The 15,090-nt window shown below is 67.1% G+C and carries 11 protein-coding genes; 7 read left to right on the forward strand and 4 right to left on the reverse strand.

Translation table 11 applies throughout. The annotated features are described in order from the left end of the window. Positions 1-125 precede the first annotated feature (125 nt). A complete protein-coding gene (locus AB4Y76_RS13940) occupies positions 126-389 on the reverse strand; it encodes a hypothetical protein (protein WP_441926242.1) in 264 nt (87 codons plus the stop codon). Positions 390-873: 484 nt separating this feature from the next. Here AB4Y76_RS13940 and AB4Y76_RS13945 point away from each other — a divergent pair, with 484 nt between their 5' ends. From AB4Y76_RS13945 to AB4Y76_RS13960, 4 genes are all read left to right on the forward strand, one after another. Then, a complete protein-coding gene (locus tag AB4Y76_RS13945; protein ID WP_441926244.1) occupies positions 874-7,530 on the forward strand; it encodes a DNRLRE domain-containing protein in 6,657 nt (2,218 codons plus the stop codon). Continuing rightward, a complete protein-coding gene (locus tag AB4Y76_RS13950) occupies positions 7,527-8,180 on the forward strand; it encodes a hypothetical protein (RefSeq protein WP_441926246.1) in 654 nt (217 codons plus the stop codon). The genes AB4Y76_RS13945 and AB4Y76_RS13950 overlap by 4 nt, the downstream gene beginning before the upstream one ends. Before the next feature lie 165 nt (positions 8,181-8,345). After that, positions 8,346-8,555: a transposase gene (locus tag AB4Y76_RS13955; RefSeq protein ID WP_441926248.1), complete on the forward strand. Its 210-nt coding sequence runs from the start codon at positions 8,346-8,348 to the stop codon at positions 8,553-8,555. A 74-nt stretch (positions 8,556-8,629) separates the two neighbouring features. Next, on the forward strand, positions 8,630-10,171 hold the full coding sequence (locus AB4Y76_RS13960) for a DUF6119 family protein (protein ID WP_441926250.1): 1,542 nt from the start codon (positions 8,630-8,632) through the stop codon (positions 10,169-10,171). A 384-nt stretch (positions 10,172-10,555) separates the two neighbouring features. Here the strand turns inward: AB4Y76_RS13960 and AB4Y76_RS13965 are convergent, their stop codons facing one another. The 3 genes from AB4Y76_RS13965 to AB4Y76_RS13975 all read right to left on the reverse strand — a co-directional run bounded on the left by AB4Y76_RS13965 (position 10,556) and on the right by AB4Y76_RS13975 (position 12,827). Beyond that, on the reverse strand, positions 10,556-10,918 hold the full coding sequence (locus AB4Y76_RS13965; RefSeq protein ID WP_441926252.1) for a helix-turn-helix domain-containing protein: 363 nt from the start codon (positions 10,916-10,918) through the stop codon (positions 10,556-10,558). Positions 10,919-11,016: 98 nt separating this feature from the next. Beyond that, complete coding sequence (locus AB4Y76_RS13970; RefSeq protein WP_441926254.1) at positions 11,017-11,811, reverse strand: sensor histidine kinase; 795 nt, start codon at positions 11,809-11,811, stop codon at positions 11,017-11,019. Continuing rightward, entirely contained in the window at positions 11,808-12,827 is a 1,020-nt protein-coding gene (locus AB4Y76_RS13975; RefSeq protein ID WP_441926256.1) for a cobalamin B12-binding domain-containing protein, read from the reverse strand. The genes AB4Y76_RS13970 and AB4Y76_RS13975 overlap by 4 nt, the downstream gene beginning before the upstream one ends. 87 nt (positions 12,828-12,914) lie before the next feature. On the opposite strand from AB4Y76_RS13975, the gene AB4Y76_RS13980 reads away from it, so the two are divergent. From AB4Y76_RS13980 to AB4Y76_RS13990, 3 genes are read left to right on the forward strand one after another with little or no spacing between them, the layout of a single operon-like run. Further along, the gene (locus AB4Y76_RS13980) at positions 12,915-13,556 is read left to right on the forward strand and encodes an FMN-binding negative transcriptional regulator (RefSeq protein ID WP_441926258.1); all 642 of its coding nucleotides are present in this window, start codon (positions 12,915-12,917) and stop codon (positions 13,554-13,556) included. 23 nt (positions 13,557-13,579) lie between these two features. Continuing rightward, positions 13,580-14,527: an amidohydrolase gene (locus AB4Y76_RS13985; RefSeq protein WP_441926260.1), complete on the forward strand. Its 948-nt coding sequence runs from the start codon at positions 13,580-13,582 to the stop codon at positions 14,525-14,527. Continuing rightward, complete coding sequence (locus AB4Y76_RS13990; protein WP_441926262.1) at positions 14,509-15,084, forward strand: cysteine dioxygenase; 576 nt, start codon at positions 14,509-14,511, stop codon at positions 15,082-15,084. Before AB4Y76_RS13985 ends, AB4Y76_RS13990 begins: the two co-directional genes overlap by 19 nt. The last annotated feature ends 6 nt before the right edge of the window (positions 15,085-15,090 follow it).

Raw genomic sequence — 15,090 nt, forward strand, 5'->3', positions numbered from 1 at the left:
TCGTGACCTGGATCGAAAGGACCTACCACCGACGCCGCAGACAAGACGCCCTGGGCCGATTGACCCCCATTGAGTTCGAGACCATCATGACGCCACCAGCTGCTCAGGCAGCCTGACCGAACCTGTCACCTGATCGTGCAGCAGACCCGTTCGTTCGGCGACAGACGCCGCTGGAGGAAGTCGTCGCCGATGACAAAGTCCTCGGAACCCAGCACCGCGACGGCGGTATCGGGATCGTGAATGACCGTGGTGTGGCGCCCCAGGCTCACTACTCCGCCATGCGCCTCGCGAGAGCGCATGAGGAAGCCGAGCCGATCCTGCTCGTATGCCTGCAGATTCCCGATGAACCAGCGGCCGCGGGGGCCGGGGGGACGGGCGGAAGCGGGCATGTCAGGACGATCTGCGCGCGGACTACCAGGTGTAGCCGCCGGACAGGGTCCGACCCTGGATGCGCTGGATGAGGGCTGCAACTGCGTACTTCATGGACATCTCATTTCTCTGGGGCGTCAGGAGTTCCCTGACATTTGACAAGGGCACCTTGACACAGAAGTTCCGTGCGGCGCCAGCCGACTTGCCAAGTTCTACTTGACAGTCATGGGGCCCGACATGTCTGCTGTGCCCCGGCTCTATGCCAAGAAGTTCTTGACGAACGGAAGTCGTATGTGGATTTCGCGTGATCGCGTGGGGCTGATCTGCCTCGTCTCGCCCGATGGAATGTCGAAGGCGGCGCGGAGTGTCGTACTCGCAGCGCTCCCGGTAGCTCTCGTGCTCACCGGGCTTTCGATCCCTGAGGCGGCTGCGACCCCGGCTCGGACTTCCACGGCGAGCAGCGCTCCGGCTGACGATGAGACCCGTCCGGACTCGGTTTCGGCGATGGTGACGGCGCGGGCGAGCGGCAAGCGGGTCGAGGATCTCTCGCAGCGTTCGGAGACCGAGCTGGTCTACGCGAACCCGGACGGGACGTGGACCTCGGAGCAGGACACCGAGCCGACCCGGGTGCAGGACGGCGCGGGGGAGTGGCACGACATCGACACCACGCTGGTCGAGCGTGACGGGCACCTCGAGCCGAAGTACGCCGCGGCCGACCTGGAGCTCTCGGACGGCGGGGACAAGGTGTTCGCCGCGTTGAGCGAGGACGGCAAGGACCTGGCGTGGAAGTGGCCCTCGACGCTGCCCGAGCCGCAGGTCGAGGGCTCGACTGCGACATATGTCGGTGCGGTGGAGGGCGGGGACCTGGTGGTCACCGCCACGGCGACCGGGTTCAGCCACTCGGTGGTGTTGCGGGAGCGACCCGAGAGCCTGGACGCGCTGAACACCGACGTCACGGCCGACCCCTCGGCCACGGCGACGCCCGATCCCACGGCGACGCCCGATCCGAGCGCGGCCCCGTCTGCCTCGACGACCGATGCGCCAGCCGACGGGACGGCCGAGAACGATCCGGTGCAGTTCTCGATGCCTGTCGCGACGGACGGGGCGAAGCTGAGCGAGGCCCCGAACGGCTCGCTGCAGGTCAAGACGCAGGCTGGTGAGGTTGTCGCTACGGCGCCGAGGCCGATGATGTGGGACGCGACCACGGACGCGCAGGGCGACCCGGCGAACGTGGTCCCGGTCGAGACGGCGGTCACGCAGGCCGGCGGGACCACCCCGGAGGGCACGACGGCGGGGGCGAACCCGGTGCTGACGCTGACGCCGGACCACGACTTCCTCACAGACCCGGACACGAAGTACCCGGTCACGATCGACCCGACGTTCACGACCTATGCCAACGGCGACACGTGGATCGAGAGTGCGGGGCTCACGAGTAGCCAGGCCGGCGACACGGCTCTGGTGGTGGGCACTAACGACGGCGGTGCCCACAAGGCCCGGACGTACTTGACGTTCTCCTCCAGCGGTATCAGCGGGCGGCACATCATCAAGGCCACGTTGTGGATGCGGAACTGGTACTCGACCAACTGCACGGCGGCGAACATCAACGTCTCGCGCATCATCGACACATGGACGGTCTCCGGCCTGACGTGGGCGGGGCGGCCGAACTTCACCGACGTCGACATGGCCTACTTCGCTCCGGCCTACGGTGCGTCGGGGTGTGCGGCCAACGGCGCGAACTGGGACGTCACCAAGATCGTGGATGGTTGGGCGTCGGGGGCGTACAACAACTACGGCCTGCAGGTCCGCGCCAACTCGGAGAACTCCAACGCCACCTACCGCAAGTACCGGTCGGTGAACTACAGCGACTCCACGGTGGTCCCGCGGCTGATCGTGACCTACAACCAGGCCCCCTACTCGCCGACCGCGCCACTGCCCACCGCAGTCGGGACCTACGCCCCGAACGACACCGCTCCGGTCGAGACCTATGTCCAGGACCTCCAGCCGACGTTCTCCGCGACTGTCTCTGATCCGGACCGGGCCAGTGTCGGTGCGGTGGTCGCGGTCTACAACGCGGCGACCAACGCCTCGGTGTCCTACTGCTACACCCCGCTGGTGGCCTCCGGCGGCAAGACCTCCTGCAAGGTCGGCACCGCGCTGAGCGAGGGCACGCGCTACTACGTCCAGGCGACCGGGTGGGATGGGTACGACTACACCGGCGGCTCCCGTACGAGCGCGGGAGCGAAGTGGTCGGGCAAGAGCTACTTCACTGTGGCTTCGAACACTCCGGCAGCGCCAGTGGTGTCCTGCCCGGCTCCGTACACCGACGGGTCGTGGGCGACGACTCCGCCGGGCGGGGCGATCACCTGCACCGTTACCGCGACCGGGAGCGGTGCCTCCGCGGCCGGGTTCATCGACGTCTCGGTCGACCGCAAGACGACTCAGCGCATACGGATCGTGCAGTCGAGCGACGCGAACGTCGCGAAGGTCGATGTCACCATCCCGGCCACCGACGGCGGCCACGGTGTTGTCGCGAGCGCGATCTCCCCGTCCGGGAAGACCTCGACGGCGAATGACTACGGGTTCGGGTGGGGCAACGTCGGCCTTTCGTTTCCGCTCGCGGGCCAGGTCGAGACGACCACGGACACGGTCGGGCTCGAGGCTTCCGGTCCGAAGTCTGGTGACGGCACCACCGCGGTGACTGCCTCGGTCAAGTGGCGTGTTGCTGGCTCGAACCTCGCCTGGAACGCCGGCTGGAACGAGGACACCGCGACCGACCTGACCGTGACCAACGACCCGGTCGCCGGGGTCCACGTCACCGGAACTTGGGACACCCGGCACGCCGATGAGGACACCTCCTCGGGAACCGGCACGATCACCCTGGACCCGGATCGTCCGGTGCTCCTGGACGTCCAGGTCTGCATCGACTACCCGGGCACCCAGCAGCCTGGCCACTGTTCTTGGGCCCAGGGTGGCCGCCAGGTGCTCCGGGTCGCGCATGCCTTCGGCGGGAACTTCCCGACCGCCGACGTGCCCGGTGGTCAGGTGGCGCTGTTCACCGGCGAGCTCGCGGTCGGTGATTCCGACGCGACCGTGGGCGCCCCGGGGGCGGACCTGTCGGTCTCCCGCACCGCGTCTTCCTTCGCGGGCCCGGTCGCGAACCCGGCCAACCAGGTCTTCGGGCCCGGCTGGAACGCCAGCCTGGATGGGCCGGACGCCGGTCTGGGGGACATGACCCTGATCGACAACACCCTGCTAGACGGCACCCTGCAGCTCGTCGACGGTGTCGGCACCGCGATGATCTTCGGCAAGACCGCGACCCCGGCACGTCGCACCGGCGCCGACCTGGCGACCGGGGCGTGGGTGGCACTGGATGAGGACACCGAGCTCTCCGGCACGACCCTCGCTGTCACCGGCACCGGAAGCGGAACCCAGATCACGGTGACCGAGGACGACGGCACCATCACCACCTACGCCACCCAGACCGCGCCCACGACCACTACGGCCGGCGTGTACTCGATGTACAGCATCGACGAAGCCGGCACCGAGGGCGCCACCACCTACAGCCGCGACAGCCAGGGCCGCATCACCCGCATGGTCGCCCCCGCGCCCACAGGGGTGACCTGCCCCGCAACCGGGAACCTCCCGGCCGGCTGCCGGGCGATGACCATCACCTACGCCACGACCACGACGGCATCAGCGGGCACGCCGGGTGATGTTGCTGGTCAGGTCAAGCAGATCGACCAAGTCATCGGTGCCACCACCCAGACCGTCACGACGCTGGCGACGTTCAAGTATGACGACAGCCACCGCCTGGTCGCGGCGACCGATGCCCGCACGGGCCTGGTCACTGCCTACACCTATGACGGGTCGAGTGACCGGGTCGCCTCGGTGACCCCAGCCGGGTTGGCGCCGATCAGCTACACCTACGGTTCGGGCAACAAGTTGACCCGGGTGAAGCGGGACCGTCCAACGGGCGGGACCGCGAACCTGGCGACCGTCGTCTACGACATCCCGACCCACGGCCACACCGGCTTGCCCGATCTGGACTCCTCGGATGTGCAGGTGTGGGGTCAGGGTCAGGCGCCGACCGGCGCGGCCGCGGTCTTCGGACCTGACCAGCCGCTCGGCACCGGAGCCAACGTGAGCGTCAGTGACGTCGACGGGGCAGGTTCGGGAGGATCTGCATGGCGCGACGCCGACCTGACCTACTTCGACGCCGATGGACGCACCACGAACTCCGCGGAGTTCGGTGCCGGCCGATGGCTGCTGACCTCGGCGTCCTACGACGACCAGGACAACGTGGTCCGCAGCCTTGATTCCTCCGACATCGCCGCGATCCAGGACGGCACTCTGGTGCCCTCCCAGGCCGGTGACGTGACTGTCTACAACGCCGAGGTCAAGGACGGCTCCGGCAACGTGATCCTCCCAGGGGGATCGGTGGTGGTTGACACCTACGCGACCGCTCGTTGGATCCGCAACACCGCCGGGGTGATGGTGTGGGCCAGCCCGCACAGCCACACCAGCTACGACCAGGGTGCCCCGAACGGCGGAATCAACCCCGCGACCGGCCAGCGGTACACCCTGCCCACCACCGTGGTCAGCGACGCCGTCGACCCGGCCACCCACAACGTGGTCGACACCTACGGCACCACCACGACCAACTACGACAACGCCATCCTGGGCGGCACCACCGATGACGCCTGGAAGATGGGTCTGGCCGGCGACGTGACCGCGGTGATGGCCGGCTCGCCCGGCACGTCGCAAGCCGACGTGACCAGCCGAACCCGGTACGACGCCACCGGCAGGGTCATCGAGACCCGGCAGCCCAAGTCGACCGGCTCCGATGCCGGCACCCGCAAGACGCTGTACTACACCGCCGGTGCGCAAGCTGGCACACCGTGCGGTGACAAGCCTGCGTGGGCCGGTGCGGTCTGCCAGACCACCTACGCAGGCGCCGCGTCTGGATCGAACCCGGATCTGGTGACGACCACGATCACCTCCTACGACGAGCTGCTCAACCCGTTGGTCACCGAGGAGAGCGCCAACGGCGCGACCCGGACCACCACGGCGACCTACAAGACCGACGGCCGACCCGCAACCAGCACGCTCACCACCGCCGGGCTGAGCGGATCCTCGCCGTCGACCACCGGGGTCGGGAAGACCACGATCGGCTACGACCCGGCCACCGGGCTGCAGACCACGGTCACCACCGACGCCGCAGGCGGTAGTCCGGGCGGTGTAGTCACCACGGGATACGACTCGTGGGGCCGGCAGACCACCTACACGATCACCAACAACGGCTCGGCGGCCGAGACCACCACCACGGCCTACAACAACGACGGCGACGTCGCAACGGTGACCGACCCGAAGGGGGTCACGACCTACACCTACGACGGCACCGACGCTGCCGGCAAGGAAGAGCACCGCAGTCTGGCGACCAAGGTCTCGATCAGCCGCGCCAGCGGTGGTGCGCTGGACTTCACCGGTGCCTACGACGTCTCCGGTGCGCTGGTGCGGCAGAACCTGCCCGGCGGCCTGATCCAGCGGGTCAGCTACGACACCGCGGGCGAGCCGACCGGCCTGTCTTACTCCGGACCGGTTGCGGTCACCGACCCCGACACCGGGGACGTCACCGGCACCGACCCGGACGCCCCATGGGTGGGCTGGTCACAGGACAACGACGCCCAGGGGCGGGTACGCCGTGAGTGGACCCCGACCGGGGGTGGGTTGTCCGGAGACCTGACGGGGGCTGCGGCGACCGGATTCGCCCGGGACTACACCTACGACAAGGCCGCGCGCCTGATCTCGGTAAAGGACCAGACCCTGCCCGCCGGAGGCGGCACCACCACTCAGGGCGATGGCGGCACCGCCGGAATCACCTCGGCGGTCTGCCAGGTCCGTGACTACGCCTTCGACACCAACGGCAACCGCACCTCCAAGACGACCAGCACCGGTGCTACCGGCGCGGCCTGCCCGACCTCTGGCGGCACCACGAAGGCCTGGACCTACGACAACGGCGACCGAACCATCAACACCGGCTACGTCTACGACCAGTTTGGACGTCAGACCTCGATCCCGCAGGCCGACACCCCGGCCGCAGCCGGCGGCGGGAGCGCGGGGGCGATCGTCCTGGGTTACTACGACACCGACGCGGTCAAGTCGCTTTCTCAGAACGGTTCGACCACGACGTTTGGGCTCGACGCGGCAGCGCGACGCGCTGCCTCGACCTCCACGCCCTCGGCGGGTGCTGCGACCACGACGGTGCGCCATTACACGGACGGCTCGGACAACCCGGGCTGGGTCAGCACCACGACTGGCACCGGCACTGGCACCATCGAGCGGTACGCCGAAGACCTCAGCGGAGGCTTGGGCGTGACGATCGCCAATACCGGGAGCGCGCAGGCAAGCAGCTTGACGCTCACTGATATGCATCGCGACATCATCACGACCGTTGACTTGCCCGCGACCGGCGATGCGACAGGGCTGACCGCGTGGTCCGACGCAGACGAGTATGGCAATCCGTTGGTGGCCTCGAGCATTGGCAAGACGCCCGTGAACATCTCCGGAGCCAGCGATGGCATCGGGTACGGAAGCCTCGGGGCACTTCAGCGAGCTCTCGACGACAGTGGCCTGGCGCTCATGGGCGCCCGTGTCTTCAACGCTGCTACCGGCCTGTTCACCAGTCCCGATCCGGTCTACCAAGGAAACACGAGTTCTTACTCTTATCCTCAAGACCCGGTCAACTCGGCAGACACATCCGGTCTGCTTACGCCCGACCCACCCGCACCCTCACGCTGCACGTGCACCAAGTTCAACGAGCACTACACGAACGTACGGAAGGGCGATCCCAAGTACTCAAAGTGGCGGAAGACAAACGTGAAAGCGGTTGAGAAGCAGTTCCTTAATGTCGATTTCCATTTTGATCGGGACGATTTCGTGCAGTTCCAGATCCGCGATGTCGAACGTCACGTGGTTCAGCGGCGTTGCACGCAGGCCGGGTACTGGAAGTACCGATCGCTCACCGGCACCACGCAGCAGTACCGCTATCGCGTTTCGCTAGGCGGGAAGCTCTCGGTCATCACGATTTGGTCGTGGTGGATCTACGGCGCGGTGCTGTACACCTGGCGCGACGACGCAACTGGAAAGAAGATCCCTCTATGACACGCGTGAAGCCTGTTCGAGCCATTCTTATCGCCGGGCTGCTTGGTTGGGTAGCGATCTGCGCCCTCCGCCCAATCCACTCCGGTAATGACATCGGCCTGAGCCTTGACTGCGGCCGCTTGATTCACGCCACGCCGGTTGTGGGTGGGCCGATCGAGCAAGAAGACTGCTCGACTGCCCGGACGGATCAAATCATCCTGCTCCTGGCCGGGGTAGTCCCGAGCGCTGTTTGGGCAGGAACAGAGGTGCTCATTCGTCGTAGGTCTCGAGGTGCGGCGGCTGCAGATTTCGAACCGGAGCCGACAGCAACGGAGAGGATCGCCGGCGGAGTCGCGTTCGGTAGCCCATTCGTCGGTCTGGCGGTTGTGATTCCACTGATTCTGATCGTCGCGATCCGGGATCGCGGTGCGAAGGAGCAGTGCTGGCGTGCAGCCGAGTTGCAGGCGAGCTTTGTACTCTTCATCGCTAGTTTCGTCGTCGCCTCCCAGATCGCAAGCCCGAGTCACGCGCGATCCGTCCTCCTTGAACTCGCCCTTTGGACTATCGGCCTCGCCGCCTTCTCTTCATTCTGCCTCGCCCTCGCGGCTGTGGCAGTACCGACGCTGTTTCGGAGGTGGCGACCGCTAGGAGGTTCAGCCGCGGAGGCGTGATGCGATGCCGAGTGTGCGCCCGACTTCTCGGTCTGGTTGCGATATTCCCTGCAGAGGCTGAAGAAGTCTTCTCGGCGGTCAAGCGAGCGTTCAAACGACACGGAGCCTGATCCGCTATTTCGGACACCAATCTTGAGGCGATGATCGTCTCGGAGAGGAGTCAGGATGCCTGCACCGAAGTCGCCGGAGTTCCGGCGTCGCGCTTTGGATCTGGTCGAGCAGGGTGAGTCTGTTGCTCAGGTCGCGCGGAATCTTGGGATCAGCGAGTCGTGTCTGCGTCGCTGGATGGCCCAGGCCGCGGTTGACGTGAACCATTTCGAATCATCGGTACAAGTATTTCTAACAACAGCAAACAGGGGTGGGATGTACCCATGATCCTGGCAACTTGAGCGTAAACAGTATGCCTAGAGTTAACTACCGCGTACAATTTCTCCTTACAAGGAGGAGAAGTGAAGCTCAATATTTTCAAGATCAGTACGGGCGAGGTCGACCTGTTACGAGCCAAGCTCGTGAGCGCGAACATGCAGGTCATCAAGGAGACCGACCAGTCTGGATGGCATGGCGAGTTCTACTTCTCTGACAAGCCGCATCCTTCGCCAATCCCGTGGGTGAAGACATACCACGCGTATTTCCCAGAGGGCGCAGATCCCAAGAACTTCAATCACTTCGCGGTCTATCTCTTTGTTAAAGAAGGTTCTGCGTTCGCATTGAGCTACGGGAAGGCCCACTTCTATATCCGGCCGTTCTGCGACTACGACTTCGGCATCGAGCTCGCCAAACGGATCGCTGACGATGAAGACATCCGTCAAACTTCGGGCAAGCGGTTTGCTGGCAAGCGCACCAAGGACATCAAGAGTTTCTCGTCGAACTCACCGCTGATCATCGAGAGCGGCGAGTCGATCGACTACATCCAAGCGTCGGTCATCAAGGCCAAACAGGAGACCTTCGGCAAGACCGGCAAGTTCGGGACGTCCGCCCAGATCACACCAAAGGTTGACCCGCCAGACCTTGGCCAGTTCTTGAACAAGCTTGAAGCTGAGCTGGCCGAAGCGCCGCGGTTCCCGCTCCCGCGAACATTGGTAGTTATTGAGCCTGCTGAGGTCGAACGTTTCGACGAGCTCCTCCTCGATGAGCTGACTGCGCCGGTCGGAACGAGCGACTTCACGAACAACACGTTTGATCTGTACGGAGTGGACTTCGTCTTTCCGAGTGAAGGCGCCTTCACGCTCAAGTGTGGCCGCAGTAACAAGCAGCAGCTTGAGCAATTGACGATGGCCGACTTCAAGCAGTACATCGAGGACCACAAGATCCCGCGCGATGACATCCTCAAAATCAAGATCACTCATGAACCTGAAGATTCGAACTCCTACACCAACAGCATCAAGGAGTGCGTGGACTTCCTGGCAGATTCAGACCGCGTGGTCCTGAGCGGCGGGAAGTGGATGCACTTCAACCAGGACTACCTGGACTTCCTCGACGATGCCATTCGTGAGATCGAGGTGGAGGAAATTGAAGAGGAGTTCAAGGTCATCACCCTGACCGAACCCACATTCAACATCTCCGCTGAGGTCACGGCTGCCGGGTTCGAGGTAGCCGACAAGAACTTCGAGATCTTTACGACCCGTCGATCCACGCCGGTCGAGGCATGGGACCTTCGCAGGGACACTACGGTGTATGCCGTCAAGTTCGGTGACGCCCAAAAGTTGAACTACGTGTGCGCACAAGCGCTCAACGTCCTCGAACTGCTGCGAAACAAGAGCGAGACCAAAGAGGTCCCGAACTTCGACCGGTACTGCCTCTGGTTCGGTTACCGCGTCAAGAACCTGCCGGACAGCATGGCCGACAGCGGATCGATCATCTTGAAGCAGCAGATCGAAGCATGGGCACGCCGGGCGACTGAACTGGGCATCACCCCTGTCATTCGCATGAGCCAGAAGATCGTTCTCGGCATCGATAACAACGATGCGGAAGAAGCGGCCAGCGACGCCTAGGTCGATGCCTCGCCTCACGAACCAGCACTACCTCGAGCTCCAGAGTTCGCTTGCTCATACATGGCAGGAACACCCGCAGATCTTCTCCCTGGTGAGTCCGAAGGAACAGAGCCTGATTCACGACTACTTTGCACCGAGCCGGCCGATGAGCGATGCGGATCTGGTGCAACTCGAGCCAGGGTTAGATCGGAGCGGCCCAGCTCGCCGTCAGCCGCAGGGCGGGCAGCATCACGGTTGCTTGCTGCGCAGATCGTGAACACTAGCGAGGTTCGAGCCTCTGGAAAAGCAGGTGAAGTACGCCGTGATCCGACCATCGATCGACGCGGATGCGATCGCCCGGGTACTGGTCCGAATGGCCGAGCAGTTGGGCCAGCAGCCTGCCGCCTAGGCGCCGTGCTTCTGAAGGGCATTCGCTGCTGTCTGTCGGTTGACGCCGAAGTGCTTACCGATCTGGGTGTAGGTCCAGCCTTGAGCCCGAAGTGTCAGAGCCTCCTCCAGGTTCTTGCCGGTGAAGGTCGGTTCTGGCTGCGGGCGTGGGGTGATGCCACGGGAGCGGAGTCGTCGGCGGACAGTTTCGTTGTCCACACCGTTCTTCTTGGCGAGGGATGTTGCGGAGGCGCCGGCTTGGTACTTGGCGATGATCTCGTCCCAGCGTTCCTCAGGCAGGCGATGTTGGACCTGTTTGGGCGGGGGAGACGGGCGCCGGGGCGAACCCGCGGGCGTGCCTTCAGCCAGGAGGCGGCTCACGCCGGCCCAAACCGAAAGGTTCCAATGTTGTCTCAGTTGGCCCGCCACCACGAACCCCGTCCGGGAGAGATCCCGGGCGGGGTTCGTCGCGTCAGCTCCTAGGCGTGTCGTAGGGGCAGCCGGACGGCGAACCGCGCGCCCGCTCCGAGGCGTGAGTCGACGGTGACGGTCCCGTGGTGCTGTTCGACGATCTGCTTCACGATGGGCAGACCGAGGCCGACGCCGGGGACCGCGTCGGAACCGGGGGACCGGTGGAACGGCTCGAAGACGGCGACGTGCTCGGACGGGTCGATGCCGGGACCGACGTCGGTGACGGTGAGCTCGGCCTCGTCCCCGTGACGTACGAGGGTGACGTGCACGGTGCTCTCGCGCGGGGAGAACTTGATCGCGTTGGTGATCAGGTTCTCGAACGCGCGCCGCAGCCTCGTCGGATCTCCCTCGACCTGCAGCGCGGACGGGACGGACGCCTCCACGAGGGCGTGGGCGCCTGACCGTGCGGCGAGCAGGTTGTAGCTCGAGACGATCTCGGTGACCAGGGCGGCCAGGTCGAGCGGGACCACGGAGAGCGCGGCCTCCCGGGTCGTGAGCGTGCCCAGCAGGTCTTCGGTGAGCTCGGTCATCATCTTGCCGGCTTGGGCTATCCGCTCGGCCAGCTCGCGCTGCTCGGGGTCGAGGTCCTCGTCGAGAAGGAACTCCGCGAAGCCGACGACCGCCTGCAGCGGGGTGCGCAGGTCGTGGGCGACGGCGCCGAGCACGCTCCGGGCTTCGGTGAGCTCGTTCCGGGCTCGGGCCAGGTCCCGCATGGCTTGTCGCTGCAGCAGGCCGTAGTCGTTGTTGATCCGGCTCAGCTCGAGGAGGAGGCGCCGGTCCCGGGCGCGCTCGGTCGGGCTCACGACCGGGCCCGCACGAGCCGGTTGCAGACCGTGACCGCGTCGGCCGCACTGGTCGCGGTGGCGTCCGCCCCGACGGCCGTGACGAGGTCGGGGGCGACCGTGAAGGGCCTGCCCCCGACGAGGACCTTCACGCCGCGCACGCGGGGGTCGGCGCGGACCGCGGAGATCAGCGCCCGGACGCCGGAGATCTGGCCCGGCATCGATGCCGAGATCGCCAGCACGGCCGCTCGGGCCTTGGCGACCTGCTCGACGATCGCCTCGGCGTCGGCCGACCGCACGTGGGTGGTCTCCCAGCCTTCGTGCTCCAGCAGGTCGACGACCATGCGCAGTCCGACCTGGTGAAGGCTGCCCGGGGCGTCGACCGCGACCAGCCGCCGCGCTCCGCCGGTCCCGGTGAACAGGTACGGGTAGAGGTCGGCCAGCACCATCTGGGTCACCGCGGTGCAGTAGTGCTCCTGCGCGACCGTGATCTCGCCGACCTGCCAGCGTCGGCCGATCTCGCGCTGGGCCGCTTCGAGGACGTCGACGAGGATCGTGCGGATGCTGGTCCCGTCCCGCAACGCGTCCTGGACCAGGGCGCGGGCGTCCTCGCGGCGTCCTTGCAGCACCAGGGTGAGGTAGCCGCGGGCCAGGGGGCCGAACCGGTCCTGGTCCGGCTCCTGGGGAGCCGCCCACAGGGTCAGGTCCAGGGCTCGGTCGAGGAAGTCCTCGGCCGCTCGGGCATCGGGTGCCGACAGCCGTTCCCGGAGCAGTCCGCGGAACGATGCCACCGCCTCCTGGGGGTGGGCCTGCCCGGGAGCGAGGACCTCGAGGCGAGAAGCCGCGTAGCTGAGGAAGTCGGCCAGGACGGCGGGCTGCCCGACGGCCAGCGCCGCGTCGAACGTCTTGACCCCGTCCTCCGACAGCGCGGAGAGCTCGGCGCTGTCGGGCAGGCCCAGCAGCTCGAGCGCCTCGACAGCCAACGCTGCCGGGTCGGCGCTCAGCCCCGCGAGGCAGCTCGAGTCCCATCGGTCCATGAGGCAGCGTAATCGCCAGGCCGCGTCACCAGGAGGGCCGAAGGTCCTCGCCTCCGGCTGCGGCTCCGAGCGCACTAGCCTGACGAGGTGTACGTACCCCGCTTCAACGCCGTCGAGGACGAGGCCGAGCTGCGTGCTCTGGTGGCCGAGGTCGGGAGCGCCGAGCTGGTCACGACGGGCGCCGACGGCTACCCGCGGGCGACGCTGCTTCCGGTGATCTGGGACGGCGACCGCGTGATCGCGCACTTCGCCCGGGCGAACCCGCACTGGCGGGAGATCGGCGAGGACGCCGCGGCGCTGCTGGTCTGCGCCGGGCCGCAGGCCTACGTGTCGCCGTCCTGGTACGCGACCAAGGCCGAGCACGGCCGGGTGGTGCCGACCTGGAACTACTCGGCGGTCCACCTCACCGGGCGGGCCCGGGTGCACGACGACCCGGAGTGGGTGCGGGCGATGGTCACCGCGCTGACCGAGAAGCACGAGTCCGGGCGTCCGGCGCCGTGGGCCGTGACCGACGCGCCTGAGGAGTACCTCACCAAGAACCTGCGCGCGATCGTCGGTGTCGAGATCCGGGTGGAGCGGGTCGAGGGAAAGGCGAAGCTGAGCCAGAACCGCTCGGAGGCGGACCGGCGCGGCGTGATCGCGGGGCTCGGCGTCGACGGCACGCCGGGTGCCGTGGAGGTCGCCGAGGACATGGAGCGTGTGCTAAAGTCGAGTAAATCAATCGACTAACACAGGGGAGGAGGCTGAGTCAGATGCCCCAGGAATCGATCGACGTGCACCAGCACCTCTGGACCGGGGAGTTCGTGGAGATGCTCCGCGCACGCACCCAGGTCCCGTACCTCCGCGGCTGGACGCTGCACACCGCGGCGGAACCGCCGTACGAGGTCGACCCGGAGGCCCACGACGTCCAGCGGCGCATCGCCGCGGACCGCGAGTCGGAGGTCGGCACCGCGTGCCTCAGCCTCTCCTCGCCGCTCGGGATCGAGACCCTCCCGCGACCGCAGGCCAGCCTGCTGATCGACGCCTGGCACCGCGAGGTGAGCGCGCTGCCGGAGCACTTCCGGGCGTGGGTCTCGGTCCCGAGCACCGAACCCGACGTCGGCGCCGTGCACGCGCTGCTCGCCGACGACCGGTACGTCGGCCTGCAGCTGCCCGCCACCGAGCTCGCCTCCCCGGCGGCCTGGGAGCGCAACGGCGCGCTCCTGCTCGCCGCCGAGGTCGCCGGCAAGCCCGTCTTCGTCCACCCCGGCCCGGTCGAGCGCGCCCCGCTGCGCGGCGAGGTGCCGGGCTGGTGGGACCCGGTGGTCGCCTACACCGCGCAGATGGCGGCGGCCTGGTGGGGCTGGCACGCCTTCGACGCCCGCGCCCTCTTCGGCGGGCTCAAGGTCGTCTTCGCGGCCGGCGCCGGGCTCGCGCCGGTGCACCACGAGCGCTACGTGGCCCGCGGCGGGACCTCGCTGCCCGTCGACCCCGACGTCTTCGTCGACACCTCCTGCTACGGACCGCGCGCGCTCGACGCCCTGGTGAGGATGCTCGGCATCGACACCGTGGTCCTCGGCAGCGACCGCCCGTACGGCGAGCCGCTGGCGCAGTTCCTCGGCGATGCCGCCACCCACGCGGTCCGCGTCGCCAATCCCCGTCGGCTCCTCGAGCCGGCGGCCGTCCGGGGAGGTGACGTCGCATGGGCGCAGGCGAGCTGACCCTGGAGCGGGAGCGGGCAGCGGTCCCGGCCGAGAGGGCAGCCGACCTGGCGTCCTACCCGGCCGGCCTGACCCTCGACGGGCTCCCCGGCCGCGACCTCACGCAGGCCGAGCTGGAGGAGCTCGTCGCGGGGATCAGCGCCGACCCCGAGCGCTGGCAGCACCTGGTCGGCTACGACGCGGAGGAGCGGGTCTACGTCTCGCTGCACCGCGACGCCCACGTCGACGTCTGGCTGCTCTGCTGGACCCCGGAGAACGACACCGGCTGGCACGACCACGACGTGTCCTCGGGCGCGGTCGCCGTCGTCGCCGGCGAGCTCGCCGAGAACAACCTGACCCTGGTCGGCGGATCGCGCGAGACCCGCGTCCCCGCCGGCAAGGTGTTCTCGTTCGGCGGGGACCACATCCACCGGCTGAACGGGACCGCGGACCGGTCGATCTCGGTGCACGCCTACAGCCCTCCGCTGTGGCGGATGGGTCAGTACGCCGTCAGCGAGGCCGGCGTGCTGCGCCGGATCTCGCTCTCCTACGCCGACGAGCTGCGTCCGGTCGACTGACCCGGG

Origin of the sequence: Marmoricola sp. RAF53 (genome assembly GCF_052114005.1) — a bacterium.
In the GTDB taxonomy this organism is placed as follows: Bacteria; Actinomycetota; Actinomycetes; order Propionibacteriales; family Nocardioidaceae; genus Marmoricola.

What these genes read in the sequence shown, in the direction of transcription:
- AB4Y76_RS13940 (WP_441926242.1), bottom strand. Translation starts at nt 389, where the DNA reads ATGCCCGCTTCCGCCCGTCCCCCCGGCCCCCGCGGCCGCTGGTTCATC.
- AB4Y76_RS13945 (WP_441926244.1), top strand. Translation starts at nt 874, where the DNA reads ATGGTGACGGCGCGGGCGAGCGGCAAGCGGGTCGAGGATCTCTCGCAG.
- AB4Y76_RS13950 (WP_441926246.1), top strand. Translation starts at nt 7,527, where the DNA reads ATGACACGCGTGAAGCCTGTTCGAGCCATTCTTATCGCCGGGCTGCTT.
- AB4Y76_RS13955 (WP_441926248.1), top strand. Translation starts at nt 8,346, where the DNA reads ATGCCTGCACCGAAGTCGCCGGAGTTCCGGCGTCGCGCTTTGGATCTG.
- AB4Y76_RS13975 (WP_441926256.1), bottom strand. Translation starts at nt 12,827, where the DNA reads ATGGACCGATGGGACTCGAGCTGCCTCGCGGGGCTGAGCGCCGACCCG.
- AB4Y76_RS13985 (WP_441926260.1), top strand. Translation starts at nt 13,580, where the DNA reads ATGCCCCAGGAATCGATCGACGTGCACCAGCACCTCTGGACCGGGGAG.
- AB4Y76_RS13990 (WP_441926262.1), top strand. Translation starts at nt 14,509, where the DNA reads ATGGGCGCAGGCGAGCTGACCCTGGAGCGGGAGCGGGCAGCGGTCCCG.